Origin of the sequence: Fluctibacter halophilus, assembly GCF_020687825.1 — a bacterium.
GTDB classification, from domain to species: Bacteria; Pseudomonadota; Gammaproteobacteria; order Enterobacterales; family Alteromonadaceae; genus Fluctibacter; species Fluctibacter halophilus.
The window spans coordinates 297150-323041 of the sequence record NZ_JAJEWP010000001.1 but is presented as its reverse complement, the minus strand read 5'-3'; the positions used below and the strand labels follow the sequence as shown (position 1 = coordinate 323041).

Genomic DNA, 25892 nt, shown 5'->3' with positions numbered 1-25892 from the left:
AATGCTACGACTCCCTATCGCTGAACGACCAGACTGGCAGGTGCGTGCCCGAGAATATGGGTTTCATTTTCATACCATGCACGGCCAACCTTATTGGGATGAAAGCGCGTATTACCGCTTTAGCCTGCAACAAATCGAACAGGATCTGGAAGACCCCAGTGCTGAAATCCATCAGATGTGCCTCGATATCGTTGAGCAGGTCGTGCGCGATGAAGCGCTGCTGACCCAATGCGCGATTCCTGCGCAATTCTGGCAACCCATCCTTGATAGCTGGCAGCGACGAGACCCCAGTTTGTACTCGCGGCTGGATTTTTGTTACGACGGCAATGGACCGGCGAAACTGTATGAAAACAATGCCGACACCCCTACCAGTCTGTATGAGTCCGGATTCTGGCAGTGGCTGTGGTTGGAAGAACAAGTCGATCGGGGCTTGTTACCCCGTCAGGCCGATCAATACAATTCCCTGCAGGAAAAACTGATCCGGCGCTGGGCCCAGATTGCCCAACACTATGGCATCGAGCGTGTTCATATGGCGTGTTGCATGGATACCGACGAGGACAGAGGCACGGTTCAGTACCTTCAGGACTGTGCAGCAGCGGCAGGTATTGGCAGTGATTTTGTGTACATCGAAGACATTGGCCTTAGTGATACAGGACATTTTACCGATCTGACCGATCGCCCCATAGATACATTGTTCAAACTGTATCCATGGGAATTTATGTTTGACGAGCAATATGGCGAAGCAATCCCTGCAGCAGACGTGCAGTGGATTGAACCGATGTGGAAGGCGGTGCTTTCCAACAAAGCCCTGTTGCCCCTGTTGTGGCAACGATTCGAAGGGCACCCGAACCTTTTACCGGCCTGGTTTGAACACGCCCCGCCTGCGGAAATACCTGATGGCTGGGTACGCAAACCGCTGTTTTCCCGCGAAGGCGCCAATATCACTCTGCAGGCACCGGGCAAACCGGCGGTCAGTGCTCCCGGGCCGTACGGTGAAGAAGGTTATATCTACCAGGCTTATGCCCCCCTGCCCCGGTTCGGCAACAATCACACGTTGATTGGCGCCTGGTTGGTGGACGACCAGCCTGCCGGCATTTCCGTGCGTGAGGACAGCAGTCTGATCACCCAGGACTTGTCCCGCTACCTGCCGCACATCATCGCATGACAGCGGCTCCGTTTCGTTATCAACTTCGGGTCATCAGCACTTGGCTGCTGGTGCTGGTAGTGGTTGAATTTATCAACCTTGTGAGCGGTCGTTCGCTGACCGCTTTTGGTCTCGTTCCTCGACACACAGATCACCTGGCAGGCATTGTGCTGGCGCCCTTTTTACACGGTAGCCCATGGCATCTGGCGGCCAACCTTTTACCACTGGCCATCATGCAGTTGCTGCTGTTCCAGTACGGCCGTCGCCTGTTCTGGCAGGCCAGCGCAATGATCATTGTCCTCAGTGGCCTGACGGTGTGGCTTTTGGGCCGAGATGCCATCCATGTCGGTGCCAGTGGTCTGGTGTACGGCTATTTCGGCTTTCTGCTGGTCGGCGGTGTACGCAGCGGGCAACTGCGCCAGATGGCCATCGCGGTGCTGGTTGCCGTCGTTTACGGGGGGTTGTTATATGGCGTTGTACCCCGGGGCGGCCAGATTTCCTGGGAATATCACTTATTCGGATTGCTGGCCGGTGCCATTGTTGCCATTATCTTGGTCGGCAAACGTCGATGAGCCGCCCCCCAACTCAAGCCGTAGAGGCTGTGATTTAAATCCGTTATACTGCCCCCAACTGACGTAGAGAACCTTGCAACATGAGTCAACCTTCTGCCCCGCAAACCAAACAACAGCCTCAACAGGGAGGCTTCTTCGGCAACCTGGTATTCAACATTATCCTGCCGGTAGTGATCATGACCTACCTGAGCCCGGAGGATCGCCTTGGTCCGGCATGGAGTATCGTCGCCGCGCTCATTTTTCCGATCGGCTTCGGTATCTACGACTTGATCAAAGCGGGCAAGGTCAACGGGTTTTCGGTATTGGGCATTGTCAGTGTATTGCTGACCGGCGGCATCAGCCTGCTGGAACTGCCTGCTGAGTACATAGCGATCAAAGAAGCGACCATTCCCGGGCTTATCGGGATTGCAGTATTGATCAGCCAGTACACCGGAAAACCACTGGTGAAAATGTTGATCCTTAACGAACGCCTGGTGGACTGGCCGGCTCTGAACACGATGCTGGACGAAAAGCGTTGCCAAGAGGCCTTCAACAAAAAAATCAACAACAGCGCCTACATTGTGGCGAGCTCCTTTTTTCTGTCGTCGGCGCTCAATTACATTTTGGCCAAGCTGATCTTGGTGAGTCCGCCGGGAACGCCTGCCTACACCGAAGAGCTCGGCCGCATGACCGCACTAAGCTACCCGGTCATTGTGATCCCCAGCATGATCCTGTTGATGGCCGCATTGTGGTATTTGTTTGCCCAGATTAAGAAGCTTACCGGCCATTCGCTGGAAGACTTCCTGATAGAACAGCAAAAATAGCCGCGTTTTACTGGTATTCGACAGATCCAACCTGATTGTCGGAATCGAGGGTGATCACACAGCGCTTAAGGTTGAGTAGCCATCGGCTGGTCAACACAATTCGTTGAGCGTTGTCTGACGTTTGTGCCTGATAGCCAGACCAGGTGACGGTGTCCAGCTGTGCTGTTACACCTTGCAGTGTCATGCCGGGTTGCATATTGCCGCACAGGTAAAACACCTCTTTACGGGCCTCATTGACAGCAACGCCAAGCACTGCGGTCGCACATAAGATGGCGCCCCACAACCAACGTCTGCCCATATCAGTCGCTCCCTCATAATGTTTTATCGTTTAGGCTGGCATCACCAGAGCGGCCCTTGTCGACCTAATCCGACCTGCCGGACAGCGCAGTATTAGCCATTATCATCTTCGCTCTGCACGTACAGCTCGCCGTCGTACAAGCCCTGAATGGTCAGTTTCTGGCTGGCCAAAGATTTCAGATAATCAATATGGTCTTGTTCGATGCGCTGTCCCGGCACAATCAGCGGGATCCCCGGAGGGTAAGGCGTTACCAACCCGGCGGCAATGCGCCCGACGCTGGTTTCCCAGGGTATCGACTCGCGGCGGCCAAAAAAGGCGCTCGACGGCAGTGTCGCCAATTGGATTGGCGGAATGGCATCGGGCAACGGATTGCGGCGTTTGCTGCGCTGCAATGTCACCGTGCCCTCATCAAGCTTTTTCAGCGCATTGTACAAACGTACGATTTTTGAGCGCATACCGCCCAAGGTCAGTAACACCAGTAGTGTACTGTGGGTAAACTTCTCAATTTCCAGCCCGACTTCATCCATCAAAAAACGGTGAATTTCCTGATTGGAATACTCCAGTGCCGACACGTCGATAAGAATTTTGAGGGGGTCGTGGCCCATGTTGTCTTTGCTGAAGTGGGCGAAGATACGACTAAAATCCTGCGCATCCAGGATCCGCAAACGCTTGAAGCGGGAGACCTGCTGTTTCAGTTCCTCAACATTGTCGAGCAGTTCGTTGAGGATTTTATAGCCTTCCATTTCCAGTTGTTTGCGGCACACGTCCAAAGACGCAATCAACTGGTACTTGGGCGACGTGCTGGTATGAATGCTGTAGACCTCTTTAAAGAAGTCTTGGTCAAAATCCGGATCATTGACATGAATGTAGGACGCCTGTGAAAACGCCGACACCACTTTGTGCGCCGAGTGGGTCACGTAATCCGCACCGGCATAGACCGCAGAATACGCTCTGAAGCGGGGATGAAATAATGAATACGCAAACCAGGCTTCGTCGATGAACACCTTGATACCGTGCCGATGCCCCAGCTCAACAACCTGCTTCAGGTCGGTCAGCAAGCCGTCATAGGTACAACCGGTCAGCACAATCAGGCGGGCATCGGTGTTGGCTTCGATGACAGCACGCAATTGGTCCAGATCCGGGGGCGCAAATATGCCGTAGTCCGGATTCAGCACGCTGTTCAGGTACACCGGCATTGCTCGGGCCTGAATAATGCCGTAGTGCACCGACTTGTGACAGTTGCGATCCACAATGACCTTGTCGCCCTCCCGCAACAGTGTTTGCAGGATGATTTTATTCGACGTCGAGGAGCCGTTAGTAACGAAATAGGACTGACGCACTTCAAAGGTGTTGGCAACGATATTTTGCGCCCGGCCAATGGCGTGCGTGCCATCGGACAGCGAACCTAGCGAGTCGACGCTGACGGACAGATCACTGACAAACACATTGCGCCCGAAAAAGCGGTAAAAATCGCTGATATAGGGTGAATGACGGAAGCTGGCACCACCACTGTGACCAGGGGTGTGCCAGGAATCATTAGCCTCCACCACGTATTCTTTGTAAGCGGTCCAGAATGGCGTTTCGCTGCGATCATCAAAGTCGTTGATGATGTAACCGAGGATAGACTCCGGGTCCGAAATGATGTCATTACGATAGAAAAATGACTCCATGCCTTCGGCAGCGTTGACGATATCCAGCCCCTTGACGGCATCCCCCAACACATACACTGGCAATTCACGGCGCACGTCTTTTATCGCCCGGATAACCGGCGCATTGCTGTCCAGCACTGCCCCATCATCAAGACCCACTTCATCTCCCGTAACCCGGGTATCCCAACTGAACACCACGGCCTGTATTTCACCGTCACCGCGCACCTGTGTAAGGGCCTCTGCAACACTGCATGCTTCGACCACGCTGAGGTCAATATCAGGTCGATCAAACTGCTCGATGGTTGAACGGATACTTTGGGCCAATTGTTCAAGTAAGGTTTGGGAATCTTCAATGATGAGGATTTTTAGCTGTGGACGCATTGTCAAACGGGATACTCGTTTCGCAAGTGATTGTTAATACGAGTGTACTCCCTGATTGTCAGCTTGTCAGGCGACAAATTGAGTGTCGCGAATTCACCCGCTCCCCATCCCGCAACACCATAAGCGCACAATGCGAAAGCATTTCGCTGCGTTGGCGTTAGTTGGCAGACATAAAAAAAGCCACCATGAGGTGGCTTTTGGTTAATCCTGTAGCACTTATTCCGTCTTGCCCAGCATTTTGAAGATGTGGCGGGAAATATCGGTGTTATCCATGTGTCCCTTGAAGACCTCACTGCCCTTACCCATGGCAAAGACCTGCACGTCCACCGCAGTGTGGCCCGACGTGGTCCAGCCGGTATTGCTGCGCACATCCAGAATGTGTGAAACGGTTTTAAACCAGGTTTTTTCGTCGGCTTCCTGAAGGGCGTTGACGGTAGCCTTCTCCTGCTCGTTCAGCGCAAAGCCCAGATTTTCTTCGATGAATGCCACCGGTGTATCGCTTTTCACCAGCGCTTTGGCCAATGACTCCACTGACATCTTCAGGTTTTTCAGCCAGTCTGGCTCCCAGCGGTAATCTTTGTTGGCCGCAATGGTGAAGCCACCGGTACTGTGATCAGCAGTGACCACAACAAGGGTATCCGGGTTCTGCTTCACATAGCTTTCCAGGTACTCCAGGGTCATTGCCAGATCATGCATCTCTGCCATGGCAGAAGCGACATCGTTTGCATGTCCCGCCCAGTCAACCTGACTACCTTCCACCAGCAGGAAGAAACCGTTGTCATTCTCCAGTTGCTTGACCGCAGCTTTGGTCAGTGCCGGTAATCGTTGCTTTGTCGGCGTATCCAGCGCCCACGGCATGCCGGTATCCGCAAACAGACCAAGTACAGGTTTGCCTGGCGTCAGGGTTGAAAGGGCAGCCATATCATCAACGTACTGATAACCTGCGGCCTTGAACTCCTCCACCAGATTGCGATCCTCACGAATAAAATATTCCCATCCACCGCCGAGAATGACATCCAGCACAAAGGCCTCGCCGACCCGATCGTCAAAATAACTATCGGCAATTTCGTCGTAGTTGCGGCGGTATTCATTGTGTGCGGCATAGGACGCCGGGGTGGCATGATTGACCTGGGAAGTCACCGCAACACCGGTTTTCATGCCGCGCTGCTTAGCCCATTCCAGCACCGTCGGGGTGGGCGCTTTTTCCACATCCACAGCAATGGCACCATTGTACGATTTGGTCGCGCTGGACAAGGCCGTCGCACCCGCCGCGGAATCCGTCACATAACCGCTAACCCTGGCAGGATAAGTGCTGGCCATGCCCTTAAGATGGCGGTCAAAAACAGTCCAGTCGATTTCAGCAGACGCGCGGTCATCCGCAAAATAGCGGTAGGCAGTGGTGTAGGCGGGTCCCATGCCATCACCAACAACCATGATGATGTTCTTTGGTTGCTCAGCCGCAAATCCGGTGAACGCCATCACCGACAACGTGGCCGCTAGAAACAGTTTCATTGCTACTCCTTGAAATGCGCTAAGGGCGCCTGGACATCAGAAAGGTCTATCATACTCAAAATCCGCACGGAGAAAAGTGAATTGACCGTTTAGTCAGTGCAGATTATCCCTTTGCCCCACCCTCCAGGATTTCACGCATACGTTGCTGTACTACGTCGACCAACAGATCCGGCTGGAATTTGGAGATAAACCGATTACAACCGACTTTTTTAACCATCGCTTCATTGAAGCTGCCACTTAACGACGTATTCAGCGCAATGAACAGGTCGCTCATGCGCGGGTCCTCTCGTACTTCCGCCGTCAGACGGTAACCATCCATTTCCGGCATCTCGGCATCGGTGAACATCAGCAGAATTTCATCCTGAACACGCTTGCCCTGATCACACCAGGACTTGAGCAAATTCAATGCCATCAATCCATCCCGTTGCTCAATGCACTCTATGCCCAATTGCTTCAGCGTATCCCGTACCTGCCATCGGGCAGTCGCGGAATCATCCACCACCAGCACCTTCTTGCCAGCCAGATGCGCGGTCACCGTTTCGTCGAGGATTTCCTCCGAAATGTGGGTGTCATACTCGACGATTTCCGCCAACACTTTTTCGACGTCAATGATCTCGACCAATTCACGCTTTCCATCAACGTCAATTTGGGTGATGGCCGTCAGATAATTCATCTTGCCGATGGTGGTGGGTGGTGGTTGGATATCGCTCCAGGACGTGTTGACGATGTTCATGACCTGGCCGATGAGAAAACCCTGAACCGAACGGTTGTATTCGGTAATAATGACATTCTGATTGATTGGGTTGTCGGGGTCTTCATTGCTTACCGGTGGCATTTTAATCGCCTGACGCAAATCAATGATCGGGATAGAGCGACCACGATAATTGGTCACACCCTTGAGATTGGCGTGAGAGCCCGGCATTTGATTCATCGCCGGTACGGTGATCACTTCCTTCACTTTAAAAACGTTGATCGCAAAAATGTGACGGGTACCCAGCTTGAACATTAACAATTCAAGTCTGTTCTCACCGACCAATTTCGTGCGTTGATCAACGGAGGCTAAAATTCCCGACATAACAACTTGTTGATTCCTGATCCAGAACAGAATGATAGCTGGAATTCATCCAATTTGACCATTTTTAGCGATAACTTAGTCACGCCACACCAACCATTATTCATAATAAAAATGGCGAGAATGTAGATTATATATTTTTTTTATCAAGCTAACCGGCATAGGATGATTTCAACGGCGCAACAAGCGTCAACGAGAATCACCCTACTGTTGGAAGGAATATCCCATGTCAAATTATCAAAGCGACATTCAAGCATTCGAAAACTTGTGTAAAGAACAAGGCAGCCCATGGCATGCCATTTCTCCCGAATATGCTGCACGAATGAAACTGCAAAACCGTTTTAAGACCGGTTTGGACATTGCCCGCTACACGGCGAAAATCATGCGCGCTGACATGGAAGCTTATGATCAGGACAGCAGCCAATATACCCAATCATTGGGTTGCTGGCACGGTTTCATTGGTCAGCAGAAAATGCTCGCGGTGAAAAAACATCATGGCACCACCAGCAAGCGCTACCTGTACCTGTCTGGCTGGATGGTAGCCGCCCTGCGCAGCGAGTTTGGTCCATTGCCTGACCAGTCCATGCACGAGAAAACCTCTGTTGCATCATTAATTGAAGAGTTGTACACCTTCCTTCGTCAAGCCGACGCTCGTGAACTGGGCGATCTGTTCCGTCAGTTGGATGAGGCCAAAGCCGCGGGCAAAGATACCCGTGACATCGAAGACAAAATCGATAATTACGAGACCCACGTTGTTCCAATCATTGCTGATATTGACGCCGGATTTGGTAACGAAGAAGCCACTTACCTGCTGGCCAAAAAGATGATTGAAGCCGGTGCCTGCTGTATCCAGATCGAAAACCAGGTATCCGATGCCAAGCAATGTGGTCACCAGGACGGTAAAGTGACCGTTCCGCACGAAGACTTCCTGGCCAAAATCAATGCCGTTCGCTACGCGTTTCTGGAATTGGGTGTGGAAGACGGTGTCATTGTTGCCCGTACCGACTCTCTGGGCGCAGGTCTGACCCAGAAAATCCCGGTAACACAAGCGCCTGGTGATTTGGCTTCACAATACAATGCCTTTCTGGAAACAAGCCCCGTCAACAGTGTTGACGATGTGAATGACGGCGACCTGGTGATTAAACAGAATGGCAAGTTGGCCAAACCCGTACGCCTGCCGAATGGCTTGTTCCGCTTCAAAGAGGGCAGCGGTGAAGACCGAGTCGTACTGGACTGCATTACCTCTTTGCAAAACGGCGCTGACCTGCTGTGGATCGAAACCGAAAAACCTCACGTGCAGCAAATCGGCAACATGGTAAGCCGTATCCGTGAAGTCATCCCCAATGCCAAACTGGTATACAACAACTCTCCATCCTTCAACTGGACGTTGAACTTCCGTCAACAGGTATTCGATGCCTGGGCTGAAGCAGGTAAAGACGTCTCTGCATACAACCGTGAAGAGCTGATGGCCGCCAAGTATGATGACACTGAGTTGGCACAAGAGGCTGATGAGAAAGTGCGTACCTTCCAGGCAGACGCATCCCGTGAAGCAGGTATCTTCCATCACCTGATCACCTTGCCGACTTACCACACTGCCGCATTGTCAACCGACAACCTGGCCAAAGGTTACTTCGGTGACGAAGCCATGCTGGCTTACGTGAAAGGTGTTCAGCGCCGCGAAATTCGCGAAGGTCTGGCGTGTGTTAAACACCAGGCAATGGCAGGGTCAAACCTGGGTGACGACCACAAAGAATACTTCAGTGGCGAGCAGGCATTGAAGGCCGCCGGTGAAGACAACACCATGAACCAGTTTGACGCTGCTTCATAACCGGTCACACAGTTCCAACCGTCATTGAGCAGGCTTCGGCCTGCTCTTTTTTTATATATCACAGATGAATAGTACAGAATTATTACATACAGCCATTCTTTATCGTTCTCTTAGCAACACTGAACGACTTTAAATCTATCTAATTGTATTTAAAGAACTTTATTTTTTTGTGTGTTTCTAAGGGAAGATGCGTACAATGAGATTCCAGCCAGTTTTAATTAAAGAGCATTTACAACATGAATATTGCTAAGGTGGATTTAAACCTTCTGGTGTACCTGGACGTGCTGTTACGGGAGGGGAGCGTCACCAAGGCAGCCAACCAGCTCAGCATCACCCAGCCGGCCATGAGCAACGGCCTCAAACGACTGCGTGATTTGTTCAATGATCCGCTGTTGGTGCGCACCAGTGATGGAATGACGCCAACCCAGCGGGCCCTGGAACTGCAACCGGTCATTCGGGACGTGCTGGCGAAGCTGGAGGCGTCGATTCAGCCAGAAACCGACTTTGATCCCGCCACCAGCCGGCGCACATTCCGCATTATGGCCAGCGACTACGCAGAATCCACCCTGCTGGTCGAAGTCATACGCCGCATTGGCGTCGAAGCTCCCAACATTACACTGGACATTATTACCCCCAGTGATGTCACCTTTCACGATGTTGAACACGGCAAAGTCGACATGGCCGTCAACCGGTTCAGTGAACTGCCACTGTCGTTTCACCAGAAGGTGGTGTGGTATGACACCTTTTCATGTGTCATGAACCGCAGCAATCCGATCGTCAAACAGTTTGATCTGGACCGCTATCTGGCAGGACAACACATCTGGGTCAGCAAAACCGGCTTTGGTGTGGGCGTGGGTGTCGACCCGAACGAAGTGCAGAAGCTCGGTTGGGTCGATGCGGAACTGACCAAACTCGGTAAGAAACGGGATATCCGGGTATTCACCCGCCACTACCACGTGGCACTGCAATTGGCCAAGGCGCAGAACCTGATCGCTACTCTGCCCAGCAAGGCAGCCCACTTGTACGGTGAAGATCCCGAGGTTGTGGTGTTGGAACCGCCGTTTGATATTCCCCCGATCGCGCTAAAAATGGCCTGGAGTGCCCTGTTACACCATGACGCAGGACATATCTGGTTGCGACGTTTGATTGCCGATGTGGGCAAAGATCTCTCCTGACATTCACGAAATTTATAACAGGGATATAAACCATAAATTAAACATAGGTGTGAGTTTTCCTTACACTTTGGGTATCAATACATCGATTCAGGACGTGCAACATGCAGAATTACGTGACGCAAGGGCGACTTTCCATTGACCAGACCCTTTACAGCTTCATTCATGAGGCAGCACTGCCCGGCAGTCAGGTCGACAGCAGCACATTCTGGCAAGGCTTTGAAGACATTCTGGCGGATCTGATGCCGCAGAATGCCGCATTACTGGCCAAACGCGATGCCCTGCAAGCCGCAATAGATACCCGGTGCCAGCAAGGCGACCGCCCCGACCCACAACAATGGCAGACATTTCTGCACTCGATTGGTTATTTTGATCCCGAACCGGCCGGAGACTGCGTCATCACCACACAGAACGTAGACCCCGAGATTGCCACTCAAGCCGGCCCGCAACTGGTGGTACCAATCAATAATGCGCGTTATGCCCTCAACGCGGCCAATGCACGCTGGGGAAGTCTGTACGATGCGCTGTACGGCACCGATATCATTGCCGAAACCGATGGCGCTGAGAAAGGCCAGGGATACAACCCCAAGCGCGGCGCCAAAGTTATCGAGCATGCCAGGGCCTGGTTGGATGTCATCGCTCCGCTAACAGAAGGCAGTCACAAAGACAGTACGGGTTATCACCTTTCTGACGATGGTATTACCGTATCTCTCAAGGGTGGACGCGCTGCCACGCTACAAGACGCACAGCAATTGATTGGCTACCAAGGCGATAAAAGCGCCCCAGAAGCGCTGTTGCTGGTGCACAACGGCCTGCACGTAGAACTACAGATTGATCCCCAGTCACCGGTCGGTCGCGCAGACCCGGCCGGGCTGAAGGACATTGTCGTCGAAGCGGCATTGACCACCATCATGGATTGTGAAGACTCTGTCGCCGCGGTCGATGCCGAAGACAAGACCCTGGTGTATCAGAATTGGTTGGGATTAATGCAAGGCAACCTGAGCATCGAGATGCGCAAAGGCGATAAAATCCTGACCCGTAGCCTGAATGCGGATCGACATTACACCACCCTGCAGGGCGATTCCCTGCAACTCCCGGGTCGTAGTCTGATGTTTGTGCGCAATGTCGGTCACCTGATGACCAACGATGCGATCCTGTTTGAGCAACAGCCCATCCCGGAAGGGATCATGGACGCCATGCTCACCGCGTTGATTGGTAAACATGATTTACTCGGCAATGGCCCGCTGCGCAACAGTCGAACCGGCAGCATCTATATCGTGAAACCCAAAATGCACGGTGCCGAGGAAGTGGCGTTTACCGATACCTTATTTGCTCGGGTAGAACATGTGCTCGGGCTGGCGCCAAACACCCTGAAAATGGGCATCATGGACGAGGAGCGCCGCACCACCGTTAACCTGAAGGCCTGTATCGCTGCCGCCAAAGACAGAGTGGTATTTATCAATACCGGCTTCCTGGACCGTACCGGTGATGAAATTCACACCTCCATGTACCTGGGTCCGTTTGCACCGAAGGGGGAACTGAAATCCTTGCCGTGGATAGGTGCCTATGAACGGGCTAACGTTCAAGTTGGACTGGCGTGTGGGTTATCAGGCAAGGCTCAAATTGGCAAAGGCATGTGGCCGGTGCCGGACAACATGGCGGATATGATGGCACAGAAAATCGCCCATCCCCGCGCCGGTGCGAGTACCGCGTGGGTGCCTTCCCCAACCGCCGCAACCTTACACGCCCTGCATTATCATCAGGAAGATGTGTTTGCGCTGCAACGTCAGTTGCCGCCGCTGGATGACAATAACCTGCTGGACATCCTGACCGTGCCGTTACTGGACAGTGATCGCGTGCTGAGTGAACAAGACAAGCAAAATGAACTGGACAACAACGTCCAGGGCATCCTTGGCTATGTGGTCCGTTGGGTGCATCAGGGCATTGGCTGTTCCAAAGTGCCTGACATTCACAACGTCGGATTGATGGAAGACCGTGCAACCCTGCGCATCTCCAGCCAACACATCGCCAACTGGCTGGAACACGGTATCGTGACCCGTCAGCAGGTGGAACAAACCCTGCAACGGATGGCCGTCCTGGTGGATGAGCAGAATGCCGGCGATGCAGACTATATTCCCATGCAACCGGATCCCGCATCATCACCGGCTTATCAGGCTGCCGAGGCATTGATCTTCGAAGGCAAAGCTCAGCCCAACGGCTATACCGAGCCAATGTTGCATGCTAAGCGTCGGGAAATGAAAGCGCGACTGGCATCCCGGTAGCCATTGGGCAGACACAAAAAAAGGCGTCAGATTGACGCCTTTTTTTATTGTTAGCCACTTAGCTGACCTGAAAGTAATCTTTATACCAGGCGACGAAATTGCCGATGCCTGTGTCAATGGTGGTTTGAGGGCGGTAATCAACGTCCTCCACCAGCGCTTCCACATCCGCATAGGTATCCGGCACATCTCCCGGTTGCAGGGGCAACAATTCTTTTTCTGCCGTCTTACCCAGGTGGGTTTCCAGGGTTTTGATGTAGTCGAGCAATTCAACCGGTGATTGGTTACCGATGTTATAGACCCGCCAAGGCGCTTTGCTGGTACCTGGATCAGGATTCTTACCGGACCACTCAGGGTTGGATTGTGCAGTGTGATCCAAGGTGCGGATGATACCCTCGACAATGTCATCAATGTAGGTGAAGTCACGACGGTGCTTGCCGTAGTTGAACACCTTGATTGGCTGGTCCTCGATAATCGCTTTGGCGAACAGGAACAGTGCCATGTCAGGGCGTCCCCAAGGGCCGTAGACAGTGAAGAAACGCAATCCGGTGGTAGGCAGGTTGTACAAATGGCTGTAGGTGTGGGCCATTAGCTCATTGGCTTTTTTCGACGCGGCGTACAGTGACAGAGGATGGTCGACATTGTCATGCACCGAAAACGGCATGGATTCATTGGCACCATACACTGAGGAGCTCGATGCATAGACCAGATGCTTCACGTCATTGTGGCGGCAGCCTTCAAGAATGTTGGTAAACCCGACAATGTTGGAATCAATGTAAGCATGGGGATTTTCAATCGAATAGCGCACTCCGGCTTGCGCCGCAAGGTGTACCACTTTATCGAACTTATGCTCGGCAAACAGCGCTTCCATCCCCTCACGGTCAGCAACATCCATTTTCACAAAGGAAAAATTCATCGCATTGCTGTGTTTCTCAATGCGCTTTAACCGATCCAGTTTCAAATTCACGTCATAATAGTCGTTCAGGTTATCCAACCCCACGACCTCGTCGCCCCGACCTAACAAATACAGGCTTACGTGAGAACCGATGAATCCGGCGGCCCCCGTGACCAGAACTTTCATGTGCTTTCCTTTTACAGTCGAATGTCTACGTCAGACTTATTAAAGATGTATTTCAAATCAAAAATGACGGATGCCGGTTTACCCAGCGCGCGCAATTCTTCGCCACTCCAGGCGCGGAATTGGTCATGAGCAACAGCCGCAATAATGGCGTCGTAATGGCCTTGCTGCGGCGCATCAATCAAGCTTAGACCATATTCGTGGGCCACTTCGTCTTTCTCTGCCCAGGGATCGTAAATATCAACATTGACGTGATAGTTGTTGAGTTCGCTGACAATATCAACGATCTTGGTATTACGAATATCCGGGCAGTTTTCCTTAAAGGTGATCCCCAACAACAGCACATTTGCGCCGTTTACCATGATCTTCTCATTGAGCATCTTCTTGACCAGTCGGGTGACCACATATTCACCCATGTGATCGTTAATACGACGGCCCGCCAGGATCACCTGGGGATGATGCCCGACTTCCTCAGCCTTGTGAGTCAGGTAGTAGGGGTCCACGCCAATGCAATGCCCGCCAACCAAACCCGGGCGAAACGGCAGGAAATTCCACTTACTGCCGGCTGCCAGCAATACCTCTTCGGTGTCGATGCCAATGCGGCTGAAAATCATCGCCAGCTCATTGATCAAGGCAATGTTCAAATCCCGCTGGGTGTTTTCAATCACTTTGGCCGCTTCGGCGACCTTGATAGAGGACGCTTTGTGCGTGCCCGCTTCAATAATGCTGCCGTACAGTGCATCCACCTCATCGGCGATGGCAGGCGTTGAACCGGATGTCACTTTAACAATGTTTTCTAAGCGATGTTTCTTATCGCCGGGGTTAATACGTTCCGGGCTATAGCCGGCGTAAAAGTCCTGATTAAACACCAAGCCAGAAACCTGTTCGATGATTGGAATACACACTTCTTCTGTGGCGCCAGGGAAAACGGTAGATTCATACACTACCGTGGTGCCAGGCTTAATCACAGCGCCGATCATTTCGCTGGCTTTGCGCAACGGGGTCAAATCCGGCTGCTTGTTCTGATCGATGGGAGTAGGCACGGTCACAATGATGTAGTTGCAATCGCCCAGGGACTGGGGGTCAGCGCTGTAATTCAAATGCTCTACTTGCTTGAGCTCCTCTGTACTGACTTCCAGAGTGTGGTCCTGCCCGGCGCGCAGTTCATCAATGCGTTGTTGATTGATATCAAAGCCCAGGGTCGGGAACTTCTTACCAAAGGCAACTGCCAATGGCAGCCCTACATAACCTAAACCAATGATAGCGATTTTTGTCGTATTGTCGTGCGCAACCAATGTACCTTCCTCTCTTGTTGCCAGCGTGTTCAGCTATCCGCAGCTAACAGGCCGACAGGCCTCCATAATGCTGGTCTATATTGCCTGTTTTAGACGAAAAAAAGTAGTGAAATCTGTCCCCTTTGGCACAGGTCATTCCTTTACCGTCAAATTCAGCCAGGTTTTCCTGACCCCGTGATAACACAATGTCGTGACAGGCATTTTCAACCAGTGACCACGTAAAAACAGGGCAAAATGCGCGCCCTGATCGGCCAGCCCCTGATACAGGCTGAGCGGGCGCGTCAACGCGCGGCGCCATACACGCTTCATCACCGCTCGCAGCAATCGATTGGGGGCATAATCTCGCGTCAGTTGCTCCATCACATCTGGCGGAATGGGGGTGGCATACAACTGACCGGCCTGGTCCAGGCCATAGTAAATCAGCCGCCCCAACCCTGTCGTTGCCACCCGTTGCAAAAAATCCGTCCAGAATGTCGGCGACTGCAGAGCAAACTGACGGCACATGGCATCGATATCCGCCATATCCCGCAGCCCTTTTTCAAACGCAGTTTCCATCATCAGGTGCACGATACAGTGCAACAGACGGTCAACCGGAGACAACACCTGAACCGTGTTCTTTTGCTCGATTTCCAGGCTATTGGGGTCAAAAGCAAAACGTGCCGTCAGGGGCAACAGACTATGATGTACATCCAGGGTCATTCCCCTGCCCTGATGCACCATCGGGGGTAATTCATGCATCCATTGACGGTAGTACTGCTGATCATAGGCGTTCAATTTTCCTGACTTCCAGCCGCGCCACTGCAACACCCGCTCGGCGGCGTCTAAATCAGCGGCGGGTATAAAAATATCCACATCGGAGAACAAACGCCCTTCACAGGCATCGTCCTCTGCCAACAGGTAGGCAGTGCCTTTCAGAAATACCGGTGACAGATTAGCGACCCGTAACGCCGTACAGATGTGATTGACTTCCATACGGATATCCCGGGCATGCGCGCGGGCCACCGTCAACGCGCCCTGCAATTGCCAGCGAAGCGTCGGTGGCACCGAGCCCAGTTGGTCGGCACGGTCAAGGACCACGCACAGACGGGCTAACATAACATTCACGGTCGCTTCCGACATGACCTGATCCCACTGCCGTGAGGACAATTCCGTTGCCCGCTGCGGGCAATTAATCAACGCGACCAGTTCACTCGTCATGCAGCAATTCGTCCATTATGTCGATGGCCTGATCCAAATCGCCGGCATATTCCAGTCGATAGGCCCGGCATTGACTGACATGCTGTTGCAAAGTGGCAAAGCCCTGCTCCCCTAACACCGGATAATTGAATGACTGATTGGCCAGTTCGACAAACGTGCGTCCCCGTCCGACCCTTTCCACCAAAGGTTGCGCCAAGCCTGCCCGATAGCGGGGAAACACCACGATGCCCGGCTTTGCCGATATAAACGTCCCCTCGATGGCGGACTGAGGGGCCCTGAACAAGCTAACCGCCCCTTTCAACGTATCCTGTACTGTTGCGGTGCGGGGTATATCAGGAAAACGCTCGGCGATGATGTCTATGGCGCGGTTTTTTAAACTGATCGGACGGGGATTTGGCAGTACCTCAGCGGTTTTGTGACACATCAGGGTCAGTTCGTCCGACAACAGCCGGCAGACTCCTGACGCTACCAGCGCGGCACACAGCGTGCTTTTTCCTGCCCCCGGCTGACCCGGCATGATGATGGCTCTGCCATTGCGCTCCACAACCGCGGCATGAATGATCAATGCGCGATGATCCTGATTGCTCACACACCAGTTCATGCCCCACTCAAGCAAGGGCGTGGATTGAGCAATTGGCAAGGGCGTAAAAGGTTGGTTGCCGTACAAGGCAAAATTAACGTAAGGATGAACCCAGCGACGCAGGCCTTTGCCAGGGGTCAAATCAATCAGGAAGTCGTGGGCATCATCCTGACGCAGAGGGGTATGACCATAAAGGGTCAACAAGTCTTTGGCCAGGTGAGGAACCTGACTTCGAATACGGGCCACATAACGCCCGGTCTGAATCACTGCCCCCTGCTCACACAGCAGTTGGGATAGCGCGGACGGCGACAATCTGGACAGTGTTACTGACACCGTTTGAGCGTTCCTGCTTGTTCCAAGGTCATGACGGTATTTTTTACACTATCCTCGGCCGCTTCACAATCCTGAGAAGGCGCATATTCATTGATATCGATACCGTCGGGGTAGGCTTTCATCAGCACGTCGAATAAATCCTGTGCAGATGACGGAAGCAACAAGGTTTGTTTGGTCGCGGCGGCGTAATGTACCACACCGTCATCGGCCACATAAAAAATCGGGTGTGGCTGAACCAGACACACCCGATCTTGTTGTTGATTATCAGTTGTCACAACGGTCTGAATTAGCCGCCCCAGGTACTGCTGGCACTACCGTTGGCAATGCTGACGAAGAAGTTGGCGTATTCCCAAGGCTGCATACTGTCAGCAACGGCGATGACAGCACCACCACGCTCGTATTGGTAATTCACACCACTGGGAACCGTATTCTGATTCATCAGCTCGTACAACAGGTACAAAGCCACAACGTCATCGGGCGACATGTAGGTCTGCATCCACGGATCCGGATTGGTACCGCCACCACCGTTGGCCAGGAACGACGCGTTCAGGAACGCTGCCGCCGAGTGCATGGTCGTGTCCTTGAGGTTATTGGTGCCATTGATGGCGCCGTTCAGTACACTCATGAACATGTTGCTGTACTGGCTGGTATAGCTGTACGCACCGGCCTCAGGCACACCGTTAACCACTTTACGCAGGAAACCAGTGGACATGTTTGAGGTGGAGAAATGGGTATTGAACGCATCACCGGTATTTACGCCAGCTTCCGCCCAAGCGGTAAAGGTGATTTCACCACGGTCGTTTTTCCAGTTGCCCGGACTCCAGCCGTGACACATGCCCGGATCATGAGTGGTCAGAGACGTGCCAACACGTGCCGACATGAATCCTGAAATGGAACAACTGCCTGCTAACGCGGGACGATTGGCCAGCACCAACAAACTGGGCGCTGCAATACCCGCTCTTTTCAGCCACTTACGGCGGCTGTTATCCGTTGAATTGGACTGTGCTTGCGCGTCTTCGTGCAACGTGTTTTTGTCTTCTGTGGTCATACTCACTACCTGGCCATCTAACGGGTGTCAGCTTTCTTAACAAACTGACCCAAAAACTGCTTTATTACGATGATTTTAGCAATATTCGCGCCAGCATCATACTCAAGGTGATAAAAAAACGACAATTTGTCCCGGGATGCCCACACTAATAGTCATTTTTAAGCATATCTTTCAAATACTTAACCGGTATTGCATAGGTAATCCCGCTGGGGTCCGTCAACGCCGTTTCTTTGGTGCCTTTGACAAACACTTTGTTAACGATACCGACGACCTGTCCATTATGCACATTATACACCGGGCTACCACTGTTACCGGGATAAGCGACCACATCCAGCTGGTAGACCATAAAGGGGTCGCGCAATCGCTTCAGCATCGCCACATCCAGTTGCTGGGAATGCACGGTGGGAATGGCAACGGGCGAATATGCCGCCACAATGCCCTTGTGTGTGGCCGGATACAGCCCCAAAACACTGCCAATCGGAAACCCGGTAATGGCGATATCGCTGCCATCCGGCAATGGCGTATCAGCGCCGAGCGTCAATGGTGTCAAGGTAACATCCATTTTCAACAGGGCAAGATCATGCTCTTCATCCGTTGCCACGATCGTGCTGACCAGCACCCTCGGCCTTTCGCCATGTCCGGCAAATACCGCCCAGGACTGTTTTGAGTCTTGACTCAGGGCTTTATTCACTACGTGCTGGTTTGTCGCAATAAGGTTTCCGGGTGGTACCACAAATCCGGTTCCCAGCAACTGCACTCGGGGCGTCCCGAGCGGGTCGTAGATGCCCACGCCCACCACACCCGGCTTCAGTGTTTTGACGACATCTACAAACGAGGTTGCAAAGGCGGGTGACATCAGTTGTGTCACACAGATGGCGCTCAACAGCCAGCCTGTTAATTTCGATAGTTTGACCATGTGTTGATTTGTACCTGTCACAAGGAATGCATACACAATGACTAAATTGAACCATACTTGGATCATTAAGCACCAGATTTTTTATCGCCATCGTGACACTATCATCTGCCCCCTTTGTTGAACAAACCCGCGCCATCGTGCCGATTTTTTCGGGCGGCGGCACCCGACTGCCTGCTCACATTGGCATTTTCGCAGCCCTGAATGAATTAAACCTGACCTTTGACCATGTGGTGGGTATATCGGGTGGTTCCATCGTCTCGGCGCTTTACAGTTGCGGTCATTCCCTCGACAGCATCATGACACTGGCCCTCGACACCGATTTTCGCCAATTCCGCGGCTATTCGATTTTCAAGTTGTTGCGGGATGGAGGTTTGAGTGATGGGGTCAAATTTGAACGTTGGATGGATCGCCAACTGGACGGCCAACGCTTTTGCGACCTGTCAATGAACCTTAACATTGTCGCCACCGATGTGAACGGTGGTGGCCCGGTCATTTTCAACCGCCACACCAGCCCTGAGATGAAAATTTCCGAAGCGGTACGCTATTCCATGTCCATTCCATTGGTGTTCAGTTTTAAACCTTACAAGTCTCACGTATTGGTGGATGGGGCGATTTTGTCAGAAGACGCCTTGTTCCGAAACTGGGCGGGGGACAACACACCCAATGTGTGCTTTCGACTGAAAAGCCAGCAGGTCACCACCCTACGCAAGCGCCAGGCCTTTTTCCAATTGCCGGAATTTGTGTTTATGCTCATTCGCACCTTCATGACCGCATTGTCACGGGAGTATGTGCATGCTGAACACTGGCACAACACCATTGTGGTAGACACAGGCACCCTGTCTTCGGTGGACTTTTCAATGACCGAAGAACAGAAGAAACTGCTCTATCAGGACGGCTATCAGGCCGCCATGGCCTATTTGCCGAAAAAACTCGATTTACTTCACCAATGCGGCTAAATAACTTATATACTTGAATTAGTTACCGATATCTGCTCAGGTAGCAGGATAATAAAAATAACGGTTTTGGAACCCATCACCGCAAGCGGTGTAAAGAGTGATCACCACATGCAAGCTTTTTCATTAGCAGAAAACTTTGATAAGTACTTTGCGATAAAGGTCGCCAACACGGAAGAACTCAGGAAAGAGTCTTACCGTATCCGACATATGGTTTACTCAGAGGAACTGGGCTGGGAGCCAACTCAGCCTTCCGGCCTGGAAGTCGACGAATGTGATGATTATGCACATCCCTTGTTGCTGGAACATAAGCGCACAGGTGCTTATGCGGGCACCGTACGTCTGGTGGTGCCACCACCGCACAATCCTGAAGCGAAACTTCCGTTCGAGTTACATTGCGAAGAAACCATCCAACGAGACGTCGTCAATCCAGACCACTTGCAACGTGGTGCGTTCGGTGAAATATCCCGCCTTTCGGTGCCCAACAGCTTCCGTCGCCGTTTGGATGAGCAACACAAACCTTTTGTCATCAATGAGATGAGCAGCGGTGACATATTCTCTGAAGAAGAACGGCGTAACTTCCCTAACATCGCCATCGGCCTCTATCTCAGTGTTATCGCCATGGTGAAGATGTGCAATCACTCGCACATGTTTGTGGTGGTCGAGCCTCGGCTGAAGAAACGCTTAGGTCGCCTGGGGCTCAATTTTACCCAATGTGGCGAGGAATTGGATTATCACGGGATCCGAGCGCTGTTCGTGCTTGAACATGAACGCCTGACCTCTGATTTAAGTGTGGAAATACTCGAGCTTTATCAGTTATTGGAAAACCAATTGCGTGAACAGCTCGTACTACACCCCTTCCACTACAAACAATCAGGTTAATGGTTATGACACTCGAACCCTTTGATTACGACAAGGCGTTTTCACGCAATATCGGCTGGCTGACAGAGCAGGAACAGCGGTCACTGAAAGACAAAGTGGTCGCTATTGCCGGTTGCGGTGGGGTTGGTGGTATCCATGCCTTGACGATGGCCCGCCTGGGCGTGGGCCACTACCGGATGGCAGATTTTGATGCCTTTGGTGTCGAAAATTTTAACCGTCAGGTGGGTGCCAATATGAACACGATTGGCCAGCCAAAACTCGACGTCATGTTGCAAATGGTTCGTGACATTAATCCCGATGCCGGTATTCAATGCTACGAGCAAGGGGTTAACGGCGATAACGTTGATGCCTTTCTAGACGGCGTGGATGTCTATATCGACAGCCTCGATTTCTTTGCCATCGAAGCGCGTAAACTGGTGTTTGCGCGCTGCTACGAGCGCAATATTCCCGCCATCACCGCCGCACCCCTGGGCATGGGTACCGCATTTCTCGCCTTTCTGCCCGGCCAGATGAGCTTTGAAGACTACTTTGGCATGCAAGGCGCCTCGTTGGAGGAACAGTTCCTGCGCTTCTACCTTGGTCTCGCGCCAGCAGGACTGCAATCAGCTTACCTGGTTGACCCTACCCGGCTCAACCTGGCCGAAAAACGCGGCCCTTCAACCATTATTGGCTGTACCATGAGTGCCGGTGTAGCAGCCGCTCAGGCCATAAAACTCATGCTGGGTCGGGGTGATGTCATTGCCGCCCCTCGGGGAACCCATTGGGATCCGTACCTGAACAAGATGGAAATTACCCACATCCCACACGGCCACCAAAACCCCACTTTTCAGCAGCGTCTTCGCGAAGCGAAAGCTGCCTTCGGTATTGAATGACCTGACAACATGACTTTGAATCAACAACAACAACGGATCTCAGAAAGTGCGCGCTGGGCGCCTTCCGCTGACAACTCTATTCCCTGGACATTGCATTGGTCGTCTCCGAACCATCTGCAGATAAGCAACGATCCTGATCACAGTGGTAAAGCCACTGACAAGACCTACGTTCTGACCGCCCTGGCCATGGGCGCAGCACTGGAGAACGCACGCCTGAGTGCTGCGACGTTTGGTTGGCAAAGTGACATCGCCATTCACGCCGAGGCGGACGCCCGCTGTATCGACATTGTCTTCACGCCCCAGTCCACCGATATTCTGACAGCGCAGGACGCCTTACTCGAAGAACAGATCGCAAAGCGGCATACCGACCGGCGCTTTCCGTTCAAAGGACCTGTCACCCAAGTACAGATCGACGGGCTGAAAAGCGTTATCAGCAATAATAATGGCCATTGTGAGGTGTTCACAGACAAAGCCGATAAAGCCCGTCTGATCCCTATCGTTCGGCGAGCCGAAGCGGTCAGGTTTCAGGATCCGACACTGCACGAGGAGCTATTCAGCACGGTTAGCTTTGACGAGGCCAGTCCGGCGCAGGGCATGAGCCTGGAAGTGCTCGGCATCGAACCCCCTGCGCGGCCCTTTTTCCGTTGGATTCGCCGCTGGTCGGTGATGAAGACCCTCAACCTGCTGGGTACCCATCAGAGCATCGCGATGCGCTCGGTGACATTACCAATGAAGCTCTCCCCCGCCATTGCGTATATCAGTACGGCTGATCAGAGCTTTGCCGGTTTAGTGGAATGTGGACGTCAGATTCAGCGTTTCTGGCTACAGGCAACAGCGCTGGGCCTTGCCGTACACCCTTACGCTGCGCCAGGTGTGCTCACACTGGCAAACCCGGACCTGCCTGAGACGCTGCGCAATACATTGGCGCAGACACGCCAAGACCTGCACGACATCGCGCCACAGGGCCAACACCCGGTGATGTTTTTCCGTCTCGGTATACAGTCTTCTGTGCCGGTTCGCAGCGGTCGTCGTCCACTGGAAAGTCTGCTTCGCTAGCTGTCGGAATGTTTTACACTTTGTGCTTTGGAGTGATTATTTGCCCAAAAGCAAAAACAAGCAAACTCAACAAAATCAATCGGTTATAACTTTTGGCAACGTTTTTGCAACGGTGGGACGTAACAGTTTTCAGCTGATTTTGCAGTACAGCGTTGTTTTTAACTGACAGTTTCGTTAGATAACTTAAAACAAGGCGTAGAGCAATGAACTTCAAAAAATCTCTTCTGATCGGTGCCGCAACATTGGGTTTCTCAATGAGCGCAATGGCGTCACCAGTAAATGTCGGTGGTGTTACCTGGGACCCTGATCAAACCCTGGCTTTCCCAAGCCTGGCGGATTTTGTTGCCAACGGCACCATTTTCGAAACCGGGGCTGTAAGCGCCGGGGACATCGTAACAGGTCGTGGTCAAGTAACCCAGATCAACAGCGCAGTGCCAAACACTGGCTCCTTCTGTCCGGGTTGTGAATTAACCTTTACCTTCTCTATGGAGTTGGCAGCAGATTTCGTCGGTGTACCAAACCTGGCTCTCGGCGGTGTAGACGGTACGTTCGCATTTAAAGACTTAAATATTAAGTTTTTCGTCGACCATTCTCCAGAGTTTGACGGCACCATGGCTTCAGCCGCTGACGGGAATCTGTGGTTAGAACTGGTTCTGAATCCCAGCAATTTGCTGACTGGTACGGGTATCGCTCTGGGTAGTGGTTCAGACCAAGGTACAGGTTCTGGTGTACTGGACGTTATCGGTGGCTTGGCCATGGGTAACTTCGACACCAACACTCAGGCAGCCGGTGGCGACCTGACCCTGACCTCTTCGTTCCAGCCTACTGACGGTGCACCTGGCTTGCTGAACGGTACCTTTGACTTGAAAGGTAACTCCATTCCTGAGCCAAGCGGTCTGGCACTGATGGGTCTGGGATTGTTGGCTTTCGGTAGCCTGGCGCGCCGTAAAAGCTAATCCAATAAACCTCTGACATGAAAACACCGCGCATTGCCGCGGTGTTTTTTTGTGTGTAATCCAAGGCTCTGAACAGACGTCACCGCCCGATGTCGGCAACAGGCCTTTACCCGTCTATAGGTAACGGGTTTAACCTGCCTGAACGCAACCGACAGAGGCAAACCAATGACCTACAGTGACGACCTGTTCTTATCCTTATTTGAACACAAAACCCTTCCGCCTAAACACTTCGATCACCACGGCCATTTGCGCCTGGCATGGATCTATTTATCCACCTTCACCCTTGCTGAAGCCGTCGATAGGATCACCCGGACAATTCCCGCCTATGCTGCACATTGGGGTGACCCCGACAAATTCCATCACACCTTAACGGAGGCGATTGTCAGGATCATGGCGTTAAGAAAACAGCAGCACCCGACAGACAGCTTTGACGATTTTCTGGCTCGTAACCCTGATCTGATCACCGGTCTGCGCGGCGTGATTAGCCAGTATTACAGCGACACACGATTAAACAGCAGCACCGCCAGACAACAATTTGTCAGTCCGGATCGCAAGGCTCTGATCACTATTCAGCAAGGGCAAGAAGTCCTGCGTAGCTAACCACAATCTGCTGGTTTGCCAGCGCCAATTTCCGTGCAACCTTCGAGGATTCACCCATTGACCCGTTGCACTGTGCACGTTAAGCATCTAGGGTGTTTGAATGCAGACACCTTTTTCACGTTTTACAGTTCGCTGGCAAACCTGAAGCCAGCAAGGTAACCCCCATGAAGACAGTGACAGCGCTGGCAAAAGCCCACGGCATTTCCAGAACCACCGTGTTGTATTACGAACGCAGAGGCTTATTACACCCTAAATTGCGCTCGGCAAACGGCTATCGCTGGTACGGAAAGGAACAGGAAAACACCCTGGCCCTTATTCTCAGTTACCGCGACTTCGGCTTACCGATTTCCAAGGTCTGTGAACTGATCAACAACAAAGACAACGAACAACACAATGCAGCATTGCGCGAACAGTTTCAGGCATTGGAAAGAGAGATACAGTCACTGCGCCAACAGCAGCACACCATCGTAGCGCTACTCCAGCATCCGGATTTGTTGCAACATTCCGGCATGACCAAAGACCGCTGGGTCAACATCATGCGTACCGCCGGATTAAGCGATGAGGACATGCAAAACTGGCATCGCAGCTTTGAAAAAATGGAACCCGACGAGCATCAGCACTTTCTGGCGTCTTTGGGTCTTTCCGACAGCGAAATCAGCACCATTCGCAAGCTGTAGTAGACGTTTTTGACGGAAGCGTGATGAGGACGTCGCTCGCTGTCACCGTTGAGATCCGTCAGCGCGGCATAGCAATGTATCAATGGGTCCGAGATGTGCCAGTAGCGGAAGCTGTAATCAGCCCCCTGAACCATCACTTTTAACGTAATGCGGACCTGACCTTCTTCTCGGCACTGGCAACGAAAGTTTTAGTGGCTAATAGCGACTGGCAAATCTGACTTCCACCTGCAAATAGCCGTCCGTGTCGGGATGATTGGCCCAGATCTTATACCACTCTTCGCTACCAAAAACCGCCTCATGAATTCTTTTTCTTTCCTCCAGTGACTCCCAGCGGATAATCCAGGTAGCGTTTGCTGAACCGAGACTCAGTTTCATAGGATCCGTACCAGCAATTACCGGTGTATCAACGGCCCCTATCCAGATACCAACTACATCAAAGTTAACTTTGAGAAAAGGAGCCGCATCGTTAATAAACCATTTACTAAACGCATCAAACTTTGCGGGGTCGTAGTGATAATTACGAATTTCATAGACGTTTTTTTTCAAGCTCCCGGTACCTTCTGGAGCAGAATACTCCGTAGAAAAAACGGCCGATGAATACAACATCACGAACAAAATAAAAATGGTTTGGAGATTATTTTTCATATTAATTTCCTTCGTCTCCTGTCGTATTGAATATGTTGGCTAGCCCCTAAACCGTTGTGCATCTCAGCGCTTTATAAGCAGGGCGGTATGAACA

The 25892-nt window shown here is 52.2% G+C and carries 25 protein-coding genes; 13 read left to right on the top strand and 12 right to left on the bottom strand.

Annotated elements, in window-relative coordinates:
• The first annotated feature begins 1 nt into the window (after position 1).
• From LJ739_RS01535 to LJ739_RS01525, 3 genes are all read left to right on the top strand, one after another.
• Entirely contained in the window at positions 2 to 1165 is a 1164-nt protein-coding gene (locus LJ739_RS01535; protein WP_229156837.1) for a glutathionylspermidine synthase family protein, read from the top strand.
• On the top strand, positions 1162 to 1716 hold the full coding sequence (locus LJ739_RS01530) for a rhomboid family intramembrane serine protease (RefSeq protein ID WP_229156836.1): 555 nt from the start codon (positions 1162 to 1164) through the stop codon (positions 1714 to 1716). Before LJ739_RS01535 ends, LJ739_RS01530 begins: the two co-directional genes overlap by 4 nt.
• Before the next feature lie 80 nt (positions 1717 to 1796).
• Entirely contained in the window at positions 1797 to 2519 is a 723-nt protein-coding gene (locus tag LJ739_RS01525; protein ID WP_229156835.1) for a VC0807 family protein, read from the top strand.
• A 7-nt stretch (positions 2520 to 2526) separates the two neighbouring features.
• Here LJ739_RS01525 and LJ739_RS01520 read toward each other — a convergent pair whose 3' ends face one another.
• From LJ739_RS01520 to LJ739_RS01505, 4 genes are all read right to left on the bottom strand, one after another.
• The gene (locus LJ739_RS01520; protein WP_229156834.1) at positions 2527 to 2817 is read right to left on the bottom strand and encodes a hypothetical protein; all 291 of its coding nucleotides are present in this window, start codon (positions 2815 to 2817) and stop codon (positions 2527 to 2529) included.
• Positions 2818 to 2909: 92 nt separating this feature from the next.
• Positions 2910 to 4847, bottom strand: a complete 1938-nt coding sequence (locus LJ739_RS01515) for an aminotransferase class V-fold PLP-dependent enzyme (RefSeq protein ID WP_229156833.1) — start codon at positions 4845 to 4847, stop codon at positions 2910 to 2912.
• Between the two features lie 216 nt (positions 4848 to 5063).
• Positions 5064 to 6359, bottom strand: a complete 1296-nt coding sequence (locus tag LJ739_RS01510) for an alkaline phosphatase (RefSeq protein ID WP_229156832.1) — start codon at positions 6357 to 6359, stop codon at positions 5064 to 5066.
• Positions 6360 to 6462: 103 nt separating this feature from the next.
• Positions 6463 to 7434 carry a chemotaxis protein CheV gene (locus LJ739_RS01505; RefSeq protein WP_229156831.1) on the bottom strand — a complete coding sequence of 324 codons (972 nt, stop codon included), beginning with the start codon at positions 7432 to 7434 and terminating at the stop codon, positions 6463 to 6465.
• Positions 7435 to 7657: 223 nt separating this feature from the next.
• Between LJ739_RS01505 and LJ739_RS01500 the strand changes: the two genes are divergently transcribed.
• From LJ739_RS01500 to LJ739_RS01490, 3 genes are all read left to right on the top strand, one after another.
• Positions 7658 to 9259 (top strand): isocitrate lyase, encoded by a 1602-nt coding sequence (locus tag LJ739_RS01500; protein ID WP_229156830.1) that lies wholly within the window; start codon positions 7658 to 7660, stop codon positions 9257 to 9259.
• 236 nt (positions 9260 to 9495) lie between these two features.
• Positions 9496 to 10434, top strand: a complete 939-nt coding sequence (locus LJ739_RS01495) for a LysR family transcriptional regulator (protein WP_229156829.1) — start codon at positions 9496 to 9498, stop codon at positions 10432 to 10434.
• Between the two features lie 101 nt (positions 10435 to 10535).
• Positions 10536 to 12713: a malate synthase G gene (locus tag LJ739_RS01490; RefSeq protein WP_229156828.1), complete on the top strand. Its 2178-nt coding sequence runs from the start codon at positions 10536 to 10538 to the stop codon at positions 12711 to 12713.
• A 58-nt stretch (positions 12714 to 12771) separates the two neighbouring features.
• Here LJ739_RS01490 and LJ739_RS01485 read toward each other — a convergent pair whose 3' ends face one another.
• The 7 genes from LJ739_RS01485 to LJ739_RS01455 all read right to left on the bottom strand — a co-directional run bounded on the left by LJ739_RS01485 (position 12772) and on the right by LJ739_RS01455 (position 19157).
• Complete coding sequence (locus LJ739_RS01485; protein WP_229156827.1) at positions 12772 to 13791, bottom strand: NAD-dependent epimerase; 1020 nt, start codon at positions 13789 to 13791, stop codon at positions 12772 to 12774.
• A gap of 11 nt (positions 13792 to 13802) precedes the next feature.
• Positions 13803 to 15083 (bottom strand): Vi polysaccharide biosynthesis UDP-N-acetylglucosamine C-6 dehydrogenase TviB, encoded by a 1281-nt coding sequence (gene tviB, locus LJ739_RS01480; RefSeq protein WP_229156826.1) that lies wholly within the window; start codon positions 15081 to 15083, stop codon positions 13803 to 13805.
• A 132-nt stretch (positions 15084 to 15215) separates the two neighbouring features.
• The gene (locus LJ739_RS01475; protein ID WP_229156825.1) at positions 15216 to 16280 is read right to left on the bottom strand and encodes a nucleotidyltransferase domain-containing protein; all 1065 of its coding nucleotides are present in this window, start codon (positions 16278 to 16280) and stop codon (positions 15216 to 15218) included.
• Positions 16270 to 17193, bottom strand: coding sequence for an HprK-related kinase A (locus LJ739_RS01470; RefSeq protein WP_229156824.1), 924 nt, complete (start codon positions 17191 to 17193; stop codon positions 16270 to 16272). Before LJ739_RS01470 ends, LJ739_RS01475 begins: the two co-directional genes overlap by 11 nt.
• Positions 17184 to 17468 carry a hypothetical protein gene (locus LJ739_RS01465; RefSeq protein WP_229156823.1) on the bottom strand — a complete coding sequence of 95 codons (285 nt, stop codon included), beginning with the start codon at positions 17466 to 17468 and terminating at the stop codon, positions 17184 to 17186. Before LJ739_RS01465 ends, LJ739_RS01470 begins: the two co-directional genes overlap by 10 nt.
• 11 nt (positions 17469 to 17479) lie before the next feature.
• On the bottom strand, positions 17480 to 18241 hold the full coding sequence (locus LJ739_RS01460) for a hypothetical protein (protein WP_229156822.1): 762 nt from the start codon (positions 18239 to 18241) through the stop codon (positions 17480 to 17482).
• 145 nt (positions 18242 to 18386) lie between these two features.
• The gene (locus LJ739_RS01455) at positions 18387 to 19157 is read right to left on the bottom strand and encodes a S1 family peptidase (protein ID WP_229156821.1); all 771 of its coding nucleotides are present in this window, start codon (positions 19155 to 19157) and stop codon (positions 18387 to 18389) included.
• An 89-nt stretch (positions 19158 to 19246) separates the two neighbouring features.
• On the opposite strand from LJ739_RS01455, the gene LJ739_RS01450 reads away from it, so the two are divergent.
• The 7 genes from LJ739_RS01450 to LJ739_RS01420 all read left to right on the top strand — a co-directional run bounded on the left by LJ739_RS01450 (position 19247) and on the right by LJ739_RS01420 (position 25153).
• Positions 19247 to 20113 carry a patatin-like phospholipase family protein gene (locus LJ739_RS01450; RefSeq protein WP_407646755.1) on the top strand — a complete coding sequence of 289 codons (867 nt, stop codon included), beginning with the start codon at positions 19247 to 19249 and terminating at the stop codon, positions 20111 to 20113.
• 108 nt (positions 20114 to 20221) lie between these two features.
• The gene (locus LJ739_RS01445; protein ID WP_229156819.1) at positions 20222 to 20992 is read left to right on the top strand and encodes a PEP-CTERM/exosortase system-associated acyltransferase; all 771 of its coding nucleotides are present in this window, start codon (positions 20222 to 20224) and stop codon (positions 20990 to 20992) included.
• Positions 20993 to 20997: 5 nt separating this feature from the next.
• Entirely contained in the window at positions 20998 to 21864 is an 867-nt protein-coding gene (locus LJ739_RS01440) for a ThiF family adenylyltransferase (RefSeq protein WP_229156818.1), read from the top strand.
• Between the two features lie 9 nt (positions 21865 to 21873).
• Entirely contained in the window at positions 21874 to 22920 is a 1047-nt protein-coding gene (locus LJ739_RS01435; protein WP_229156817.1) for a nitroreductase family protein, read from the top strand.
• A gap of 203 nt (positions 22921 to 23123) precedes the next feature.
• Positions 23124 to 23876: a PEP-CTERM sorting domain-containing protein gene (locus tag LJ739_RS01430; protein WP_229156816.1), complete on the top strand. Its 753-nt coding sequence runs from the start codon at positions 23124 to 23126 to the stop codon at positions 23874 to 23876.
• A gap of 165 nt (positions 23877 to 24041) precedes the next feature.
• Positions 24042 to 24476: a hypothetical protein gene (locus LJ739_RS01425; RefSeq protein WP_229156815.1), complete on the top strand. Its 435-nt coding sequence runs from the start codon at positions 24042 to 24044 to the stop codon at positions 24474 to 24476.
• A 164-nt stretch (positions 24477 to 24640) separates the two neighbouring features.
• The gene (locus tag LJ739_RS01420; RefSeq protein ID WP_229156814.1) at positions 24641 to 25153 is read left to right on the top strand and encodes a MerR family transcriptional regulator; all 513 of its coding nucleotides are present in this window, start codon (positions 24641 to 24643) and stop codon (positions 25151 to 25153) included.
• A 195-nt stretch (positions 25154 to 25348) separates the two neighbouring features.
• Here LJ739_RS01420 and LJ739_RS01415 read toward each other — a convergent pair whose 3' ends face one another.
• Positions 25349 to 25798 (bottom strand): hypothetical protein, encoded by a 450-nt coding sequence (locus tag LJ739_RS01415; protein WP_229156813.1) that lies wholly within the window; start codon positions 25796 to 25798, stop codon positions 25349 to 25351.
• Positions 25799 to 25892: the final 94 nt, after the last annotated feature.